Source organism: Streptomyces sp. NBC_00286 (assembly GCF_036173125.1).
GTDB lineage: Bacteria > Actinomycetota > Actinomycetes > Streptomycetales > Streptomycetaceae > Streptomyces.
The window spans coordinates 1,599,831-1,618,119 of sequence record NZ_CP108054.1 but is presented as its reverse complement, the minus strand read 5'-3'; the positions used below and the strand labels follow the sequence as shown (position 1 = coordinate 1,618,119).

The 18,289-nt window shown below is 69.3% G+C and carries 16 protein-coding genes; 6 read left to right on the top strand and 10 right to left on the bottom strand.

Annotation, left to right across the window (positions count from 1 at the left end; genetic code table 11):
- Position 1: 1 nt before the first annotated feature.
- From OHT21_RS07395 to OHT21_RS07360, 8 genes are all read right to left on the bottom strand, one after another.
- Positions 2–1,684, bottom strand: coding sequence for a bifunctional 3-(3-hydroxy-phenyl)propionate/3-hydroxycinnamic acid hydroxylase (locus tag OHT21_RS07395; protein ID WP_328767449.1), 1,683 nt, complete (start codon positions 1,682–1,684; stop codon positions 2–4).
- Positions 1,681–2,553: an alpha/beta fold hydrolase gene (locus tag OHT21_RS07390; protein WP_328767448.1), complete on the bottom strand. Its 873-nt coding sequence runs from the start codon at positions 2,551–2,553 to the stop codon at positions 1,681–1,683. The genes OHT21_RS07395 and OHT21_RS07390 overlap by 4 nt, the downstream gene beginning before the upstream one ends.
- A gap of 1 nt (position 2,554) precedes the next feature.
- Entirely contained in the window at positions 2,555–3,157 is a 603-nt protein-coding gene (locus OHT21_RS07385) for an amino acid synthesis family protein (protein WP_328767447.1), read from the bottom strand.
- A gap of 167 nt (positions 3,158–3,324) precedes the next feature.
- On the bottom strand, positions 3,325–3,852 hold the full coding sequence (locus OHT21_RS07380; protein WP_328767446.1) for a VOC family protein: 528 nt from the start codon (positions 3,850–3,852) through the stop codon (positions 3,325–3,327).
- Between the two features lie 2 nt (positions 3,853–3,854).
- Positions 3,855–4,877 carry a WD40/YVTN/BNR-like repeat-containing protein gene (locus tag OHT21_RS07375; protein WP_328767445.1) on the bottom strand — a complete coding sequence of 341 codons (1,023 nt, stop codon included), beginning with the start codon at positions 4,875–4,877 and terminating at the stop codon, positions 3,855–3,857.
- 54 nt (positions 4,878–4,931) lie between these two features.
- Positions 4,932–5,726 (bottom strand): SDR family NAD(P)-dependent oxidoreductase, encoded by a 795-nt coding sequence (locus OHT21_RS07370; protein ID WP_328767444.1) that lies wholly within the window; start codon positions 5,724–5,726, stop codon positions 4,932–4,934.
- 91 nt (positions 5,727–5,817) lie between these two features.
- A complete protein-coding gene (locus tag OHT21_RS07365; protein WP_328767443.1) occupies positions 5,818–7,338 on the bottom strand; it encodes an aldehyde dehydrogenase family protein in 1,521 nt (506 codons plus the stop codon).
- Between the two features lie 11 nt (positions 7,339–7,349).
- The gene (locus tag OHT21_RS07360; protein ID WP_328767442.1) at positions 7,350–8,942 is read right to left on the bottom strand and encodes an acetolactate synthase large subunit; all 1,593 of its coding nucleotides are present in this window, start codon (positions 8,940–8,942) and stop codon (positions 7,350–7,352) included.
- Positions 8,943–9,098: 156 nt separating this feature from the next.
- Here OHT21_RS07360 and OHT21_RS07355 point away from each other — a divergent pair, with 156 nt between their 5' ends.
- The 3 genes from OHT21_RS07355 (at position 9,099) to OHT21_RS07345 (ending at position 13,729) form a co-directional block, all read left to right on the top strand.
- Positions 9,099–9,848 carry an IclR family transcriptional regulator gene (locus tag OHT21_RS07355; RefSeq protein ID WP_328767441.1) on the top strand — a complete coding sequence of 250 codons (750 nt, stop codon included), beginning with the start codon at positions 9,099–9,101 and terminating at the stop codon, positions 9,846–9,848.
- 391 nt (positions 9,849–10,239) lie between these two features.
- Entirely contained in the window at positions 10,240–11,709 is a 1,470-nt protein-coding gene (locus OHT21_RS07350) for an APC family permease (RefSeq protein ID WP_328767440.1), read from the top strand.
- 61 nt (positions 11,710–11,770) lie between these two features.
- Entirely contained in the window at positions 11,771–13,729 is a 1,959-nt protein-coding gene (locus tag OHT21_RS07345; protein WP_328767439.1) for a primary-amine oxidase, read from the top strand.
- A 118-nt stretch (positions 13,730–13,847) separates the two neighbouring features.
- Here OHT21_RS07345 and OHT21_RS07340 read toward each other — a convergent pair whose 3' ends face one another.
- Positions 13,848–14,555 carry an IclR family transcriptional regulator gene (locus OHT21_RS07340; RefSeq protein WP_328767438.1) on the bottom strand — a complete coding sequence of 236 codons (708 nt, stop codon included), beginning with the start codon at positions 14,553–14,555 and terminating at the stop codon, positions 13,848–13,850.
- A 143-nt stretch (positions 14,556–14,698) separates the two neighbouring features.
- Between OHT21_RS07340 and OHT21_RS07335 the strand changes: the two genes are divergently transcribed.
- Together OHT21_RS07335 and wrbA are read left to right on the top strand one after the other, a co-directional pair.
- Positions 14,699–16,198 carry an aldehyde dehydrogenase family protein gene (locus tag OHT21_RS07335; RefSeq protein ID WP_328767437.1) on the top strand — a complete coding sequence of 500 codons (1,500 nt, stop codon included), beginning with the start codon at positions 14,699–14,701 and terminating at the stop codon, positions 16,196–16,198.
- A gap of 56 nt (positions 16,199–16,254) precedes the next feature.
- On the top strand, positions 16,255–16,890 hold the full coding sequence (gene wrbA, locus OHT21_RS07330; RefSeq protein WP_328767436.1) for an NAD(P)H:quinone oxidoreductase: 636 nt from the start codon (positions 16,255–16,257) through the stop codon (positions 16,888–16,890).
- A gap of 137 nt (positions 16,891–17,027) precedes the next feature.
- On the opposite strand, the gene OHT21_RS07325 is transcribed toward wrbA, so the two are convergent.
- Positions 17,028–17,873: an NmrA family NAD(P)-binding protein gene (locus OHT21_RS07325; RefSeq protein WP_328767435.1), complete on the bottom strand. Its 846-nt coding sequence runs from the start codon at positions 17,871–17,873 to the stop codon at positions 17,028–17,030.
- A gap of 65 nt (positions 17,874–17,938) precedes the next feature.
- Here OHT21_RS07325 and OHT21_RS07320 point away from each other — a divergent pair, with 65 nt between their 5' ends.
- Positions 17,939–18,274, top strand: coding sequence for a winged helix-turn-helix transcriptional regulator (locus tag OHT21_RS07320; RefSeq protein ID WP_328767434.1), 336 nt, complete (start codon positions 17,939–17,941; stop codon positions 18,272–18,274).
- Positions 18,275–18,289: the final 15 nt, after the last annotated feature.

Genomic DNA, 18,289 nt, shown 5'->3' with positions numbered 1-18,289 from the left:
ATCACGACGCCTCGCCCTCCGTAGCGGGGATCGAGCGCCAGGCATCCTTCAATTCCGCGGGCCGCGTAGGCGCGACGAGGCGTTCGAAGGCGTCGCTCACCGTCGCCAGGTCGCGGGGATCGGTCAGGGCCGCGAGATACCGGTCGGGGCGGACGACGGCGACGCTGCCCTGGTGCTGGGCGAACCAGTCCCGCAGCGTGCCGTCGACGTCTTCCACCGTCACCGAGTCGGTCATCGACGTGCGCCGCTCGGTACGCGAGCGACCGGAGCGGGATTCGACGACGGTGATATAGCGAGTGCCGATACGGTCCCAGAAGGCACGGGAGTCGGCATCGAGATGTACGAGCGGATCAGTGCCGTAGCCGATGAGGGCGAACCACTCGCCGAGTGTCTCGTCGAGCGGCAGCACCCTTCCGTCCGCGGTCTCGACCCTGGGCTGGATGAGCATCCGGCCCGCCGGTGAACTCTTCCGAAAGGTCCCGCCCCGGTGCAGCATGATGCCCTCGCTGTACCGGGGCAGTGGCTTGAACCGCATCTGTATGACCCAGTCGCGCACTGACGGTGCCACCGTGAGCCCGCGCAACAGGGTGTCGCGCGCGCGGGCCACCGTGGGGCTCGTCGGGGAAAGGAACCGGCCGAGGGCGTCCGACAGTTTCACCATCGTCCTGGCGTGCTCGCGCCGCTCGGTGTCGTACGAGGCGAGAATCCTCGGATGGGCGCGGCCGGTGACGACCGCCGCCAGCTTCCAGGCGACGTTGGTCGCGTCCCGTATGCCGGTGTTCATGCCCTGCCCCGCCCATGGGGGCATGAGGTGGGCGGCGTCGCCCACGAGGCAGATCCGGCCGTCCACGAAGCGGTCGGCGACCCGCGAATGGTGGGTGTAGACGCGGGCTCGGACGATGTTGAGCGCCGTGGGGTCGGGCACGTGCCCGGTGAGGAGTTCGCGTACCTTCTCGGGCCGGAGCATGGCCTCGGCGTCCTCGCCGGGGAACAGCATGAACTCCCAGCGGCGGTAGTTGTAGGGCAGGTCCAGGCAGACGTACGGGCGCCTGGGGTCGCCGTGCAGTCCGGTGTACGGGGCGTCGAGCGGATCGTTGTCGCACTCGATCACCACCCACTTGCGGGGATGGGTGTCGCCGCTCAAGGGGATGCCGAGTTGCTCGCGTACGGTGCTGCGGCCGCCGTCGGCGGCGACCACGTACTCGGCGTGGACGAGTACGCGTTCGCCCTGGGGGCCCGTGATGTGGAGCCGTGCTTCGGTGCCGTCCTGCTCCACACGTACGAGTTCGTGGCCCAGCAGAGGCCGGACGTGGGGATAGCGCTGGAGGCCGGCGCGCAGCGTGCGCTCGGCGAGTTGCTGCATGAAGATGTTGCGCCGGGGCCAGCCGTACTCCTTGGTTTCCGGTCGGATGTCGGCGAGACAGACACCGTTCGCGGCGAACATCCTCAGCGGAACGTTCTGGATCATGTCGGCCAGCATCTCGTCGGCGAGCCCGATGCCCTGGAAGCTGCGCAGGCATTCGTCGTCCATGCCGACCGCGCGCGGGTAGTCGACGATCTCCTCACTGCGGTCGATCAGCAGGGTGCGTACACCGTAGAGGCCGAGGTAGTTCGCGACCGTCGCTCCGACGGGTCCGGCGCCGACGACGGCGACCTGGGTGCGGTGCTCGACGGGTTCGGTCATCGGACAACCTCCGAACTCCTGAGGAATCTTGTGAGGCGGTGATGGAAGAGATCCGGGGCGTCGTCGTGCACGTAGTGGCCTGCTCCGGGGATCTCCACGGTGCGGATGAGTGGGTTGCGTTGCGCCATCGCGGCCAGGGTGGGGGCGGGGAGGAAGTCCGACGCCCCGCCCCGGATGACGAGGGTCGGGCACCGAAGGGCCTCGACGTACGGCCACAGGTCCACCTGCCGGGCCGGATCCGGGTCGAGGCGGGCAGCCGCGATGCCCGCCAGGTCGAACTTCCAGCGCCACCGTCCCCCGTCGTCCGGAACGAGGGTGTGCCGCACCCTGGAGTCGAGGGCGTCTTCGGAGATCTGCGGCCGGATGCCGCGCCAGTACGCGCGGGCCGCCTCCCGGCTGGGGAAGTCCCGGGGGGTGTCGGCCACTTCGCGTTTGATGCGCTCGGCTCCCTCGCCGGACAGCGAGGAGCCGGGCCCGATGTCCTCGACGACCGTCGCGCCCACCCGCTCGGGGTGCCGCGCGGCGTAGACGTACGTGGTGGTGCCGCCCATGGAATGACCCAGCAGTACGAACCGGTCCAGGCCCAGGCGGTCGGCGAACTGCTCCAGATCGGCTACGTAGGACTCCGTGTAGTACTCGCCTTTCGGATCCCAGTCGCTGTCACCTCGCCCACGAGCGTCCGGGGCCAGGACGCGGTAGCGGTCGCCGAGCCGCTGCGCCAGCGGCTCGAACGTCCGGGCGTAGCTGCGCAGTCCGTGCAGCATGACGATCGCGGGCCGGTCCTCGTCGCCCCACTCGACATAGTGCGTGCGCAGGCCGCCCAGCGTGATGAAGCGGTCCTGCCCCACTGCGGAGGTGTCGGCGGCCATCTCAGTGCAGCCCGTCCTGGCCCTGCACCTCGTCGGCGCTGATGCCGCCCAGCCGGGCGTGCAGCCGGCCACGCGTGGCGAACGCGAACACGACCAGGACTTCGTCGGGGTTCGGGGCGTCGGAGAAATGCACCGTGATGGTGTCGTAGTGCGAGCGGACGTAGAGGGCGTCCTTGTGGGCCAGCGGAACGTCGAGTTCGGTACCGGGCCCGCCCCGCTTTCCGGTCGAGGGCACCCACGCCTTCCCGCCGCCGACCGCCTCACGCACCGGGTTCGCGAAGACCGCGGTGAGGAAGGCGTTGCCGTGTTCGTACTCGCCTGCCGTGCCGACCAGGCACGCCTTGCCGTAGCTCTGGATCGCGAGGCCGCCGGCCGCCTCCTGGATCCGCCGGCCGAATTCCTCACCCAGCTTGGGCGAATCGGCGACGATGTCGCCGAGGTCCTGGCTGAACCGTCCGGCGTAGGGGTTGTGGATCGCCGCCGCGATGACGATCTTGCGTACGGGCTCGCCGTCCGCGAGGGCTCCTGTCTCGTTGGCGAGGGTGTCCTCGGTCTGGGTGAACCACTTGCGGATGTGGTAGCCGGCGAAGTTGGGCTGGGGCATGGGCGTTTTCCTAAGAATGTTGGCGGTCCGGGAGGACCGGGCGTGGCTGATGGGTGATTGCCGTTGATGTCTCCGGTGCGATACCGCGCCCCGTTGGGGGCGCGGGGAACTGCGCGACCAGCCCCCACCGGCCCGCGGGTTTCATCACCGTTCCTCCAGCGGAGCGCTTAGCCGCGGAGCGGTTCGATCTCCACCGGTTCGCTGGGGGCGCCGTACAGACCGAGGATGCGTTTGCCCTCCTCGTCGTCGGTGACCGTCTCGTGGAAGAACTCGAAGCGGTTGCCGTCCGGATCGGTGAAGTAGAGGCCGAAGCCGATCTTGTGATCCGTGGTCTTCACCACGGGCACGCCCTTGGCCAGCAGCATCCCGTACAGCCGCCGCCACTCGTCGAGGTCGCCCTCCACCTCAAGCCCGTAGTGCTGCAAGCCGACACCTCCGGTGCCGGCTCCGTCCTCGGCGCGGATCAGGGCGATGTCGTGGTGCTTCTTGCCGAAGGACAGGAACACCCACTGCGGGCCGCGTGCGGTCACCTCCATGCCGAGCACGTCCTCGTACCACTGGGCCGAGGCCTCCGGGTCGCGGACGAACAGCGACAGATGGGTGCGGCGTACCCGCGGCTTCGGAGCGTCATGCGGGTCGGCGGGGATCGGTGTGGGCTCCTCGTTCGGGTCGAGTACGCGCTCGTCGGGGTCCAAGGTCAGTGTCCTTCCGTGGCGGGTGCTACTGCCGGAGTCCAGGTGACGTCGGTGATCTCGCTGAACTCGCGCCACTCCTTGCGCCAGGTGCGACCGGCGTCGGCGGAGCGGAAGAGATGGCCGTACTTCGTTCCCGCGAAGACCAGTTGGGGGTCGGCGGTGTGGGTGCCGAAGGCCCAGACGGTCGAGTTGGCGGGCGTGTCCAGGACGGTGTCCTGCCAGGTGCGCCCCAGGTCCTCGGAGCGCAGGATCTTGGTCGTGGTGCCGGGGGTGCCGTCGCCGATGCCGAGCAGCAGGTCGTCGGTGCCGGGGAGCTGCCTGACCAGCCGGGTGTAGTAGATGCCGAACGTTTTGCGGGAGTCGGTACGGGTCCAGGTGGCGCCGTCGTCCTGGCTGACGAAGAGCGCGTTGACGACGGCGACGACGATCGTCTTCGGCGGGCCCTGGAGGACGAGCACACAGTGGATGTCGGAGTTGGTGACGCCGTGGGGCAGGGTGGCGGGTGTGCCGTCGATCCGCTCCCAGGTGTCGCCCCGGTCACCGCTGCGCCACAGGCCGCCCTCCTCGATGCCGAACCACATGTTCTTGGGTTCGTAGCGGTCGACGACGCAGGTCAGGATCCTGGGACGGTTGACGCCCGCGCAGAACTCCGGGATTTCCGGGGGCAGTTGGTCCCAGGTCGCCCCGCCGTCCGTGGTGCGGAACATGGCGGCCCGGGAGGGGGCGCCGGTTCCGGCGAGCATCGTGTCCGGTTGGGTGGGGTCGATCGCCAGCGACCAGATGGTCCGGTCGTTCATGGGCGAGTCGACGCGTTGCCAGGTGACACCGGCGTCGGCGCTGCGTACGAGTCCCGCGTCTGCGCCGGCGAAGACGACGTCGGGCTGCTCGGGGTGTACGGCCAGACAGCGGACGACGGCGTCGAACTCCAGGGCCTGCCCGAGTCCGAGACGGGACCACGTGGCGCCGTCGTCGGAGGAGCGCAGGACGCCCTGGCCCGCGGTGGCGACCAGGATGGTGCCTTCCATGTCGTGGGTTTCCTTTCGGAACTGCGGAACGAACGGGTCGTTGGGGGAGGCCGTTTAGAGGAAGATGCCGCGGGTGAGACCGCCGTCGATGCCCAAGGACTCGCCGGTGATCGCGGCGGCCCTGGGCGAGGCGAGGAAACACACGGCCTGCGCGATCTCGTCCGCCTCCAACACCCGGCGGATCGGTGTACGGGCGACGAAGTCCGCCTCGACCTCGGCCGCGGTGATGCCGCGCTTGGCGGCCTCCTTCTTGTACAGCTCGTGGATGTGCTCGGTCTCCACCACGCCGGGATGCAGGGTGTTGACGGTGATGCCGGACGGGCCGAGCTGGTCGGAAAGGGCCTTCGTCAGGTGGACGATCGCGAGGTTGCGCATGCCGGAGAGCGCGTGGCTGGAACGGCCGGTCAGTCCGCCGATGTTGACGATCCGGCCGTAGCCACCCGCCTTCATGTGCGGGGTGACGGCCTGCGCGCAGCGGAAGTAGCCGACGACCTTGGTGTTGATGTCGGCCAGCAGCAGTTCGGGGTCGGCGTCCTCGACCGAGTTGCGCACCAGCCCGGAAGGGGCGGCCGCGCCGTTGACGAGGATGTCGATCCGCCCGAGGTCGTCGGCCACGCGCCGCACCATGGCGCGTACGGACTCGGTGTCGTTGGTGTCCGAAACGTAGGGAACGACCCGGCCGCCGGTCTCGGCCTCGAGTTCCTTGGCGGTGCTTTCCAGCAGGGGCAGCCTGCGGGCGGTGATGACGACGGTCGCGCCCTCGGCGGCGAGTTCGCGGGCGGTGGCTTTGCCGATGCCCAGGCTGCCGCCGGTGACGATGGCGGTCCTGCCGCCCAGTTCCAGGTCCATGCGTGTCTCCCACAGAGGTGATCGGCGATAGGGGCTTCAGCGACAAGGTGTTTCAGCGACAAGAGCCTTCGGCGACAAGGGCCTTCGGATGTCAGCTGAGGTTGACCCAGACGCTCTTGACCTCGGTGTAGTGGTCGAGCACGGTCCGGCCCATCTCACGGCCCCAGCCGGACTGCTTGAACCCGCCGAAGGGCGACGCGGGATCCGTGAGGTTGTAGCAGTTGATCCACACCGTGCCCGCCTGCAGTTCGTCCGCGATGCGGTGGGCGTGGCCCAGGTCGGAGGTCCAGATGCCGGCCGACAGTCCGAAGGGGGAGTCATTGGCCCGCTCCACCAGATCGTCCACGTCGTCCCAGCTCATCGCCGCCAGTACGGGACCGAAGATCTCTTCCTGGACGATGCGCAGGCCGTCGTCGGGCGCCACGAACACCGTCGGCTGGACGAAGTAGCCGCCGTCGTAGGCCGCGTCGAGGTCGGGCCGCCCGCCGCCCGCGGCCAGCCGGGCGCCCTGCTCCCGGCCGGCGTCGATGTATCCGGTGACCCGTTCGTGGTGTCTCGCGGAGACCAGCGGTCCCATTTCGGTGGCCGGGTCGCTGCCGGGGCCCACGACGATGCCGCGGGCGCGCTCCGCGACGGCGTCCAGCACCTCGTCGAAGATCTTGCGGTGCACGTACAGCCGGGAGCCGGCCGTGCAGACCTGGCCCTGGTTGAAGAAGACGGCATGGGCGGCGGCCTCGGCGACGGCCTGCGGATCGGCGTCGGGAAGCACGATGTTCGGGGACTTGCCACCGAGTTCGAGGGAGACCTTCTTCAGGTTGCCGGCGGCGGCCCGGACGATGGCGCGGCCCGTCTCGGTGGACCCGGTGAAAGCGATCTTGTCGACTCCGTCGTGCGCGGCGAGAGCGGCGCCCGCCGTGGCACCGCGCCCGGTGACGACGTTGACGACACCGTCCGGCACCCCCGCCTCCTGGAGCAGCTCGGCGAGCCGCAGTGTGGACAGCGGGGTCTCCTCGGCCGGCTTGAGGACGACCGTGCAGCCGGTGGCCAGTGCGGGCGCGAGCTTCCAACAGGCCATCGACACGGGGAAGTTCCACGGCACGATCAGACCGGCCACGCCCACCGGTTGCCGCGTGGTGTAGTTCAGCACCCGCAGCCCGCCACGCGGCGAGACGGGGATCGTGCTGCCTTCCAGCTTGCTCGGCCAGCCCGCGAAATAGCGGAACAGTTTCACGCTGGTGCCCACGTCCACGGCCCGCGCCACCGAGACCGGCTTGCCGTTGTCGTGTGACTCCAGCAGGGCCAGTTCGTCGGCGTGCGCCTCGATGATGTCGGCGATGCGGTTGAGCAGTGCGCCTCGGTCCATGGGGCTCATCCGCCGCCAGCCGGGCTCGTCGAAGGCGCGGCGCGCCGCGGTGACGGCCCGGTCGATGTCGGCGGCGTCGCCGTCGGGAACGGTGGTGAGCACGGTACCGGTGGCGGGGTCGATGCTCGCGAACGAGCGGCCGCTCAGGGCCCCGACCCAGTGGCCGCCGATGAACATGGTCCGCGGTTCGGCCAGGAAACGACTGACCGCTTCCGCCGCGCCGGTGACCGGGGCTGCTGCGCTGTGCATGGTGGCTCCTCTCACAGGGCCATCTCGATGAGCTGAGGGCCGTCGGCGGCGAGCGCGCGGCCGAGTTCGCGCCGAAGTGCCTCGCCCGTCTCCACTCGGGTGCCGGGCACGCCGTAACCGCGGGCCAGCGCGGGCCAGTCGAAGGCCGGTCCGTCCAGGCTGGTGAGCGCCGTCGCGTTCGGGCCCGGACTGCTCTGTCCGTGCCGGCCGAGCTCGGTGCGCAGCACGTTGTAGGCGCGGTTGGAGGCGATGAGGGTGACGACGGGCAGCTGCTCGCGGGCCATCGTCCACAGCGACTGGATGGTGTACTGAGCGCTTCCGTCGGACTGCAGGGCGACGACCTTGCGGCCGGGTGCGGCGATCGCGGCGCCGGCAGCGGCGGGCAGGCCCTGGCCGATGGCTCCGCCGGTGTTGGTCAGTGCGGTGTGGCGGGCGGCGCGGGACGACGCGGTGAAGAAGGGGTAGCCGCAGGTGCCGCCCTCGACCGAGACGATGGCGTGTTCGGGCAGCATCGCCGACACGATCCGGCCGACCGCCTGCGGCGTGAGCGCTCCGTCCGGGAGTCCTTCGTCGTACGGGCGGGGCGGCTGTGGGGCCGGTTCGGGAGCACCGAGCGCATCCGCGAGAACTTCGAGCGCGAGTGCGCCGTCCTCTCCCGGAGTGCTCAGTACCTCCGCGGTGCCTGGCGGAGCCAGCAGGCTGGGAACGCCTTCGTAGCCGAAGTACGACACCGGCTCCAACGCACCGGCCAGCACGACCAGTTGAGCCCCGGCGAGGGCCTCGATCGCCTTCTCCGGGAAGTACGGGAGCCGGTCCAGGTCGGGAAGGCCGCCGCCGCGCTCGGCGGCGGCCGGGAAGGTCTCGCTGTACAGGACGGCCCCGGTGGCGGAGGCGATCCGGGCCGCCGCCCTTTGGCCGCGCTCGTCGAGCGCCGCACCGCCCAGCAGGAGGACAGCCCGCTCGCCGGCACGCAGCCGCTTGGCGATCGCGTCGATGACGTCCGCCGCCACTTCCGGCCTGTTCCGGGGCCGGGGCAACTCGACGTCCACGGGGGCGTTGAGCACTTCCTGCTGGAAGTCGGCCGGGGCGATGAGCGTGGCCCCGCAGCCGGGTGCGGCGGTGGCGGCCGCGACGGCGCGGGCGGTGAGCTGCGCCAGGCCCGCCCCGGAGGCGGCGGTGCCGACCCAGCCGGAGACCGGGGTCGCGAGGGAGACGATGTCCGAGGTCAGGGGAGCGTCAAAGGCGAGATGCCAACTGGCGTGATCCCCAATGACGTTGAAGACGGGGGAGTGGGCCCGTCGTGCGTTGTGCAGGTTCGCGATGCCGTTGGCGAAACCGGGGCCCAGATGCAGCAGCGTCATCGCCGGCCGGCCGGCGATCCGGGCGTAGCCGTCGGCCGCTCCGGTGCAGACACCCTCGAAGAGCCCGAGCACCGCGCGGGTGCCGGGAACCGAGTCCAACGCGGCGACCAGGGGCATCTCCGTGGTCCCCGGATTGGCGAAGCAGACGTCCACTCCGGCGGCGAGCGAGGTCTCGATCAGGCCCTCGGCCCCGGTCAGTCCGCCGGACCGGTTCGCCTGCCAGACGGTGGTGGCGTGGGTCATGGACATTCCTCCGTGCACTATGCGCACCGTCCGTGCGTATAGTGCACAGCATCGGCATGGGACGACTCCGGCGTCAACCCCCGGGGGCAACAGACCCGTGCCATACGCTGAACGCGTGGGCGGAACCCGGAAGGTGGTCGGAAGGTGGTAGGCGGCGTGCCGGCAGAGGCCGCGAACGACACGGGGAACGGGGCCAGTGGCGAGCGCGAGGAGAAGGCGAAGCGCCCCAGTCAGCCGCCGTCGCAGACGCTCGTCAGAGGCCTGGCCGTCCTGCGGGCCGTAGCTCACCAGCCCCGTGGCCTGACGGTCGCCGAGATCGCCGCCCGGACGGGGCTGCACCGAACCGTCGTGCACCGCCTCGCCGGCACGCTGGCCGCGGAGGGATTCCTGGCGAAGAGCGCGGACGGCGCGTACGTACCCGGGGGAGAACTGCACACGCTCGCGGGCACTTCGCGGCCCACCCTCGCGGAGTTCATCCAGCCACTGCTGCAACAGCTCGCGGACCGGTACGGCGGTACGGCGATCCTGTTCTTCCCGGAACCGGACTGTGTCGTCGCCGTGGCAACGGCCGTTCCCGAGGACGCCGACTACCACCTCGCCTACCGCAAGGGCTCTCGCCAGCCGCTGGACCGGGGGGCCGCACCGTGTGCGATCCGCGCCGGACGAGCGCCCGCTGACGACGACTCGGACGCCGTCCGTGAGGCCCGCCGCAGGGGCTGGGTCACCAGCCATGGCGCGGTGGAACCGGGAGCCCACGCGGTCGCCGCTCCGCTGGCCCGCGACGGAGACGTACTGGACGCCTGCGTCATGTTCGTCTCGCACCGACAGGACCGCGTCGACGAGGCGACACCGGAAGTGGTCTCGGCCGCGCGAGCGGCCCGAGCGTTCCTGCTGGGCCCGCGCTGAGCGCTCCGCTGGCTGTGCCGATTTGCGGCTCCGCCGCGGGGCGGTGACGGGACGTCGGTCGTCTGCGGCGCCGTCGTGGCTGGTCGCTCCCCCACTCTCGGCTTCGCTCGAGCGGGGGGACCCCCATCGCGGCGGAGCCGCACATTGATGCAGCCCCGCGCCCCTTCAGGGCGCCACCGAACCGCAGCAGACTTTGCCCGACCTGCTTAGAGCCGCCCATTCCGCATTTCTCCCGGTCAACCCCCGCCCCCGCCGAAGCACTTCGGCGGGGGCGGTCGCATTTGTGTCCGGTGGGCCTTGACACCCGCCACGAGCCACAACACGATGTGCTCTCAACAAACGTACAGCGTGTACGAATATCGCACAGTGGTGAAACTGGAGGCTGATCGGGATGACAAGCCCTGATCGCACCACCCTGGCCCAAGGCCGCCTGTCACTGATCGGCGTCCTCACTCAATCGCTCGGCTTCATGGGACCGGTCTTCTCGGTCGCGGCCCTCCTGCCCCTAATCGTCGGTCTGTCGGCCACGGGACGCGGTGCCGGTGTCGCCACGCCGGTCGCGATCATCATCGCGGGCATCGGCATGTGCGGCGTGGGATGGATTATCGCCCAGTACGCGAAGCGCATCCATCTGTGCGGTTCTCTCTACGAATATGTGAGTGACACCGCCGGACCGCGCATCGGTGTGATCACCGGATGGCTCTACTACGGAGCCATGATGGTTCTGGGAGCCGCGACGTTCCTCGTCCTCGGCGGACTGACACAGGCATGGCTCAAGAGCGCCCTGTCCGTGGACGTGCCGTGGTGGCCGCTGTCCCTGGGATACGCCGCCGTCGCCTTCACGATTCTCGTGGTGGGCGTCAACGTTTCGATCCGGGCGCAACTTATCCTCGCCCTGAGCGCCATGGTCGTCGTCCTTGCTTTCTCGCTGGTCATCATCTTCCGCGGCGGCCAGAACGGCGAAAGCTGGTCCGTCGAACCCTTCAATCCCTTCGCCGTGGGGAGTCTGAATCTTCTCTTCGGCGTTCTGTACGGCATCAACATGTTCATCGGGTTCGAGTCGGCGGCCAATCTCGCTGAGGAGACCTCGGACCCCAAGCGCCATGTGCCGCGGGCGGTCATGCTGTCGCTGGGCATCGTCGGGGTCTATTACGTGGTGGTGGCCTACGCACAGGTCATGGGTTTCGGCCTCGACGCGGAGGCGTGGAAGAACAGTGTCTTCCCGCTGGAAACGCTCTCGTACGGTGGGGAGTTCGGGTCTGCCGCGTTCGGAAACTTCCTGGCGGTCCTGATCATTCTCGACATCCTCGCGGTGGCGATCGGAGTCGGCGTCGCATCGACTCGAGGCATGCTCTCGATGGCCCGCAGTGGTCGGCTGCCCTCGAAGCTGGCGGTTCTGCACCACCGGTTCCGTACTCCTGTATGGGGCGCCGTACTGATGGGCGCTGTTTCGTGTGTAGCCATCGTCGGTGTGCGCGTGGGGGGCGACCGGATGTTCGGCCAGGGGACCGGTCAGCCGCAATGGGCGTCGGCGTTCGGCTGGATGGCCGGCTTCGGCGGAACAGGCATGGCGATCATGTATCTCGTCGTCGGTGCCGCCGGCGTGAAGGGCCTCTGGAACCATGTCAGCCGCACCAAACTGCTCATCGCCGGAAGCACCGGTGTAGCAGTGGCCGCCGGCGCCGTGTTCGGCGCGGTCTACCAGGCGGCCAGCCCTCTCAACACCGTTCCCTGGGCTCTGCTCGTGTGGGTGGTACTGGGCGCGGTCTGGTCCTTCTTCGCGCTCGGCCGGTCGTCCCGTACGGAAGAACCCGTGCCGGACCAGGCGGCGGAAGACACCAGCGAAGTGACCCCCCTTTGACGCCAACCCGGACCACCACCCACCTCCCCCTTCACCGCCCAGGCCATCAGGAGGAAAGGCAGTGACCACCACCACGACCACCACCCCGGCACACCCGTACGATCCGCTGACCGCCGAGGAAATAGAGAAGGCCGTCGGTGTGGTGCGTGCCGGTCACCCTCAGCGGGGGGCGATGAAATTCCCCCTGGTGCGGCTGGACCTCCCGGACAAGGAGCAGGTGCGCGCGTACGATCCCTCGCGCCCGATCCCCCGCGTGGCCTTCCTCGTCGTCTACGACCCCGAGGCCAGTGCCATGTTCGAGGCCCGGGTCGATCTCACCGACGACAGCCTGGTCTCCTTCAAGCACCTCCCGGGCATGCAACCGCCCATCATGATCGACGAGTTGATGGCGCTCGACGAGATCATCAAGAACGACCCGGCAGCGGTGGAGGCCCTGGCACGGCACGGAGTCGACGATCTCTCGCAGGTGCAGTTCGACCCCTGGTCCACCGGCACCCTGCCGATCGAGGGTGTGGACGCGCGACGACGCGTGATCCGCTCGACCGCGTACGTACGGCACTTCACCGAGGACAACGGCTACGCCAGGCCCGTAGGGAACCTCGTCTTCGTCGTCGACTGCGACGCCCGTTCGGTGGTGGCCATCTCGGAGGGGGATCCGCTCCCGCTTCCGCCGGAGAGCGGGAACTACGACCCGGGCAGCGTGGGACCGCTGCGCGACGACCTCCGCCCCATCGAGATCACCCAGCCCGAAGGACCCTCCTTCACGGTGTCCGGCAATGTCATCGAGTGGCAGCGATGGCGGCTGCACGCCCACATCGACGTGGTGGAGGGCCTCGTCATCAGCGATGTCTCCTACCTGGACGAGGGCCGTCGGCGCTCGATCGTGCACCGGGCCGGCATCAGCGAGATGGTGGTGCCCTACGGTGACACCAGCGACGACTTCTACTTCCGGAACGTCTTCGACGCGGGCGAGTACAGCCTGGGAAAGACCGTCGGTTCGCTCAGTCTCGGATGCGACTGCCTCGGGGAGATCCGGTACCTCGACGCCGTACTCTCCGACGAGTCGGGCACCCCGCACACCATCACCAACGCCATCTGTCTGCACGAGGAGGACTACGGAATCCTCTGGAAGCACTGGGACTTCCGCTACGTCGAGAAGGCGGAGGTCAGGCGTTCCAGGCGTCTGGTCGTGTCGTCGATCCACACGATCGGCAACTACGAGTACGGCTTCTTCTGGTATTTCTACCTCGACGGGACGATCCAGTTCGAAGCCAAGCTGACCGGAATCGTCCAGACGCGGGCCGTGGCTCCCGGCGAGAAACCCGCCTACGGAACGCTCGTGGCGCCCCAGTTGGACGCACCGAACCACCAGCACCTGTTCAATATGCGACTGGACATGGAAGTCGACGGGCCGCGCAACACGGTCGTGGAGGTCGACGCGGTGGGTCTGCCGATGGGGCCGGACAACCCGTACGGAAACGCGATCGTCGCCCGCCGCACGGAAATCACCAACGAACGTGACGGCCGCCGGATGTGCGACCCGCTGACCGCTCGCACTTGGAAGATCACCAATCCCGGTGTGCGCAACCGCTTCGACGAACCCGTCGCCTACAAGCTGGTCCCCTTCGCCGGCCCGACCCTGCTCGCCGCTCCCGAAAGCGATCTGGCACGACGCGCCGAGTTCGCGCGGGCGCATCTGTGGGTGACCCGGTACAGCCCGGACGAACAGCACGCGGCCGGCGACTACCCGAACCAGCACCCGGGGGACGGGATCGGCCGGTGGATCGAGCAGGGGCGCGATCTGGCCGACACGGACGTGGTGCTCTGGCACACCTTCGGCACCTCGCATCTGCCCCGGCCCGAGGACTGGCCCATCATGCCGTGCGAGTACGTCGGGTTCGCGCTGAAGCCGGTCGGATTCTTCGACCGCAACCCCTCGCTGGACGTGCCGCCCCCGGCCGGGCATGGCACGAAGAGCTGTCACTCCGCACCGCAGCAGGGCGACCGGCACGGCGAGTGACCTTGCCGGGCCCGTACTCGTACACCGGACGCGTGCGGGTTTCCGGCTGTCCCGCAGCGGCGACGTACCGGCGTGGGCTTCCGGCCGTCCCGCCGGGGTGACGCCCTGGCGTGGGGCGCTATCGACTGACTGCTTCGGGGCCGGCCGCGCCGACCAACTGGGTCGCGGCCGTCCCGGCGGCCTCCGTCACCAGGTGGGGAACCTGGTCGTCGACGAGCTTGAGGCCGAGCTGCACCACTCCGAGGCTCGCGGTCGACCAGTCCGAGACCCGGATGGGGGCCGCGATACCGATCGCACCTTCCTGGATCGAGCCCACGCTGACGGCGTAGCCGCGACGACGGGCCTCGCGGACGTCGTCGGTGTCCTCGTCGCTCTCCGGCCGGCCGGCGAGGATGGCGATGCCGTCCGCGCCGATGGTCAGGGCGTGCCGGGCGCCTTCCCGCATGGCGAGGTGCATCGTGGAGTTCGGCGGCTCCGCCGTCAGCAGGATCAGGGCCTGATCGCCGTCCGCGACGCTCAACAGCGCCGTGCTGTTGGTCTGTTCGCTGAGCCGTCGCAGAATCGGCAGGACGGTGGCCTGCAGCCGTGGTTTGAGTTGGCCGGCCAGTTCGGCCACGCCGAACCCGAGGATGTAGCGCGTGCCGATACGGGCGACGAGGCTGTGCGCCTCCAGCGTGCGCAGAAGACGGTAGACGGCCGCCCGGGCGATGCTCAGCCGGTCGGCGAGCTCTGCCGCCGTGAGACCGTCGGCGTTCCTCGCGAGCAATGACAGCACCGTCAGCCCACGGTCAAGAGTCAGGGACGTTTCCCCGCCGGTCGCCGCCACGATCTTCTCTCGCCTCCTGCCAAACCGTGCCGCACATCATGTCACGCCGGTCAGAACGGTCGTATGGCGCCGACCCCTTGACCCGGCGTCACCCTCATCCCTATGGTTTCGAATATCGTCCATAGAGAACGGTAATCGTACTCATGCTAGCACGCGCAGAAGCCGAACAGCTGGTCAGCACCGTTCCGACGGAGCCCTACTTCGCCGGGCGATGGGGCAGCGGTCAGAGCAACGACACCTTCGACGTGATCGACCCGGTGACCGAACGCCGGCTCACCATCGTGGCCGCCGCCGGGGTCCGGGAAGTAGACGAGGCGGTATCCCACGCGCGGTCCGCTCTGGACGAGGGTGAGTGGGGGAGAACGGACGGAAGCGCCAGGGCGCTCCTGCTGCACCGTCTGGCCGATCTCATCGAGGCCCGGAGTGAGGAGTTCGCGACGCTGGAGTCGCTGGACATCGGCAAGCCCGGCTTCGAGCCGCGGGCCATCGACCTGCCGCAGGCGATCGGGGCCTTCCGGTACTTCGCAGGCTGGGCCGACAAGGTCGAGGGCCGCTCCGTCCCGACGTCCTCGTACATGGGCCGGCCCACGCACAGCTACACCGTGCGCGAGCCGGTCGGAGTCGTCGCGGCCATCACGCCCTGGAACTCGCCGACCATGATCGGATCGTGGAAGATCGCGCCCGCGCTCGCCGCTGGGTGCGCCGTCGTCCTGAAGCCCCCGGAGGACGCGCCCCTCACCTCGCTTCTCCTCGCGTCGCTGATCGAGGAAGCCGGCTTCCCGGCCGGGGCGTTCAGTGTGCTTCCGGGGCTCGGAGCCGTGACGGGCCAGGCGCTCATCGATCACCCGGGGGTGGACAAGATCTCGTTCACCGGAAGCCCCGAGACGGGATACAAGGTGGCCATGGCGGCCGCGAAGGGATTCCGGCGTACGACCCTGGAACTCGGCGGCAAGAGCCCCCAGATCGTTTTCGGGGACGCCGATCTGGACGAAGCCGCGATGGGAGTGGCGGTCGGCATCTTCGCCAATCAGGGCGAGGTGTGTGCCGCGGGCAGCCGCATCCTGGTCGCTCGTTCCGTCTACGACGAGTTCGTCGAACGTCTGGTGGCGCGCGCCCGCGACATCAAGGTCGGCGACCCGTTCGACGAAGGCACCACGATGGGCGCGTTGATCAACGCACGGCAGTTGGAGCGGGTTTCCCAGTACGTCGCGTCGGGGATCGACGACGGCGCCCGTCTGGTCGCCGGGGGCGGCCGACCCGACGGCAAGGGGTTCTTCATCGAGCCGACACTGTTCGCCGACGTGGACAACACCATGACGATCGCCCGGCGGGAGATCTTCGGGCCCGTCGGTGCGATCATCGCGTTCGACTCGGAGGCCGAGGCGGTCGCGATGGCCAACGACAGTGATTACGCACTGGCCGCCACCCTGTGGACGTCCGACGTGAACAGGGCGCATGTGGTCGCTCGCCGCGTGAAGGCCGGGGCGGTCGCGATCAACGGCTGGGCGCCCCTCGACCCCCGCCTGCCGTGGGGCGGTTCCAAGCTCAGCGGTCAGGGGCGGGAACTCGGCTGGGCCGGTATCGAAGCGAACACCGAGGAGAAGACGGTCACCGCCGTCCTCTCGTACACACCCGACAAGTGAACTGGCGTCAGTCGCCTACTTCCTGATCGAGCATCATCCCTCGGAAGGGGATTTCCGTGTCAGCACACGTGTTGGTCGTCTACTACAGCGCTACGGGGTCCGTGCACCGGCTGGCGAAGGCAGTGGCCGAAGGAGCTGAATCCGCGGGCGCCGAAGTACGGCTCCGCAGGGTCGCCGAACTCGCTCCCGCCGAGGCGATAGCAGCAAATCCGGACTGGGCCGCGCATCGGCAGGAGACGGAATCGACCGTAGAGGTGGTCGAACTCGCCGACCTGGAGTGGGCCGACGGATACGCCTTCGGCACACCGACGCGTTACGGCGCTCCGGCGGCGCAGCTGAAGCAGTTCATCGACACCGCCGGAGGTCTCTGGCGGGAGGGGAAGCTGGCGGACAAGCCGGTGACGACCTTCGTCTCCTCGGCCGAGCAGCACGGCGGCCAGGAGTCGACGATCCTGTCGCTGAACAACGTCTTCTACCACTGGGGCGCGGTCATCGTCCCTCTCGGCTACACGGACGACATCGTCTACGCCGCCGGAGGAAACCCCTACGGGACCTCGTGGCCCGCAGGATTCCCCTCGACGGCCCCGAACGAGGTCACGCTGGACTGCGCCCGTTTCCAGGGAGCCCGGTTGGCGCGGTTCGCGACGCTGCTCGCGGCGGACCGGGCGCAGGCCTCCGTCGCACAGGGCTGAGCGGGCCGGCAGAGTCGAGGCTGTTGTCCGGCGCGGGCGGTCGGCTCTGCTTGAGGGGCTTGGCAGGCCGCCCACCGAGTACGGCGGCTTGCCAAGCCCTCACTGATGAACTCGGCCGAAGCCGACGGTAGTTGCGGTCAGAGGCCGATGTCGGTCAGCCACTGACCGGTGGTGCGGGGGGTGATGCCGAGCAGTTTCTGGGCGGAGTTCTCGGGTGTGATCGGGCGGCCCGGAAGCGTGCTCATGGCCGCGTAGGCTGCGGCGACATCGGCGGCGGGGTCCTCGCCGATCAGGGGTGCGACGGAGTTGCGGAACTGCTCGGGGGTGAGCTGCTCGAAGACCACGTCCTTGCCGAAGTGGGCGCCGAACGCCATGGCCAGGTCCGGTCCGGTGATCGCCGGGTCCTGGCCGACGGAGACCACGCCGGTGATGTCCGGGCGGTCGCAGAGAGCGACGACGACGTCGGCGATGTCCAGGTGCGACGCCCAGGCGGCGGGGAAGTCGGCACGGAGCGGGTAGGGCAGCACGCCTCGCTCGCGGACCGCGTCGAGGACGTACGGCATGAGCAGGTTCTCCAGGTAGAACGTGGGCGTGATCACCGCGTGGGAGACCCCGGTGTCCGCCAGGCCGCTGGCCAGTGCTGCGGCCGCGCCGCCGGTTTCGGGGGCGATCGGGGCGCCGCTGGTGGAGAACACCACGCGGGCCGGGCGGGCCGCGCTCACGGCGGTGACGATGTTGCGGGCGTAGGCCTGGCGGTCCTCTTCGGAGACCACCGGCAGGTGGACGAACACCCCGTCGGCGCCGCGGTACGCCTCGGTCAGTTCCGCGGCGGAGCCGTAGCCGGCGGCTACGACGTGCCGTGCGCCGTCCACGACGGCGTCGGCGTTGCGGGTCAGAGCGGTCACGGACTTACCCGCGGCGGCGAGAGCGGCGACGACGGGGGCACCCTGGGCGCCGGTGGCGCCATGAATCACGTAGGTCATGGCGCCATTAGTGCATGCGATGCACCAGTTACTTCAACTGCACTAATGGGGTACGGTCAAAAATTGTGACCGATCCCTGTCTCCCCGAGTGCGGCGTCGCCCGCTTCCTCACGCTGCTCAACGGCCCGTGGGCCACCCTGATCGTGCGCGAACTGCTGCACGGCCCCCACCGCTTCACCGAACTGCGCCAGGCCCTGCCCGGCATCAGCCCGCACACCCTGACCAGCCGACTGCGCCAGTTCGAACGGCACGGCATCGTGACCCGCACGATCTACGCGGAGATCCCGCCGCGCGTCGAGTACGCGCTCACCCCTCTCGGCGAGGGGCTGCGCGACGTCCTGGACGCCATGGGGAACTGGGCCATGGCGGTGCCGGATCCGGCGGCTGACGTCACCGTCTGACGTACGCTTGCCGGC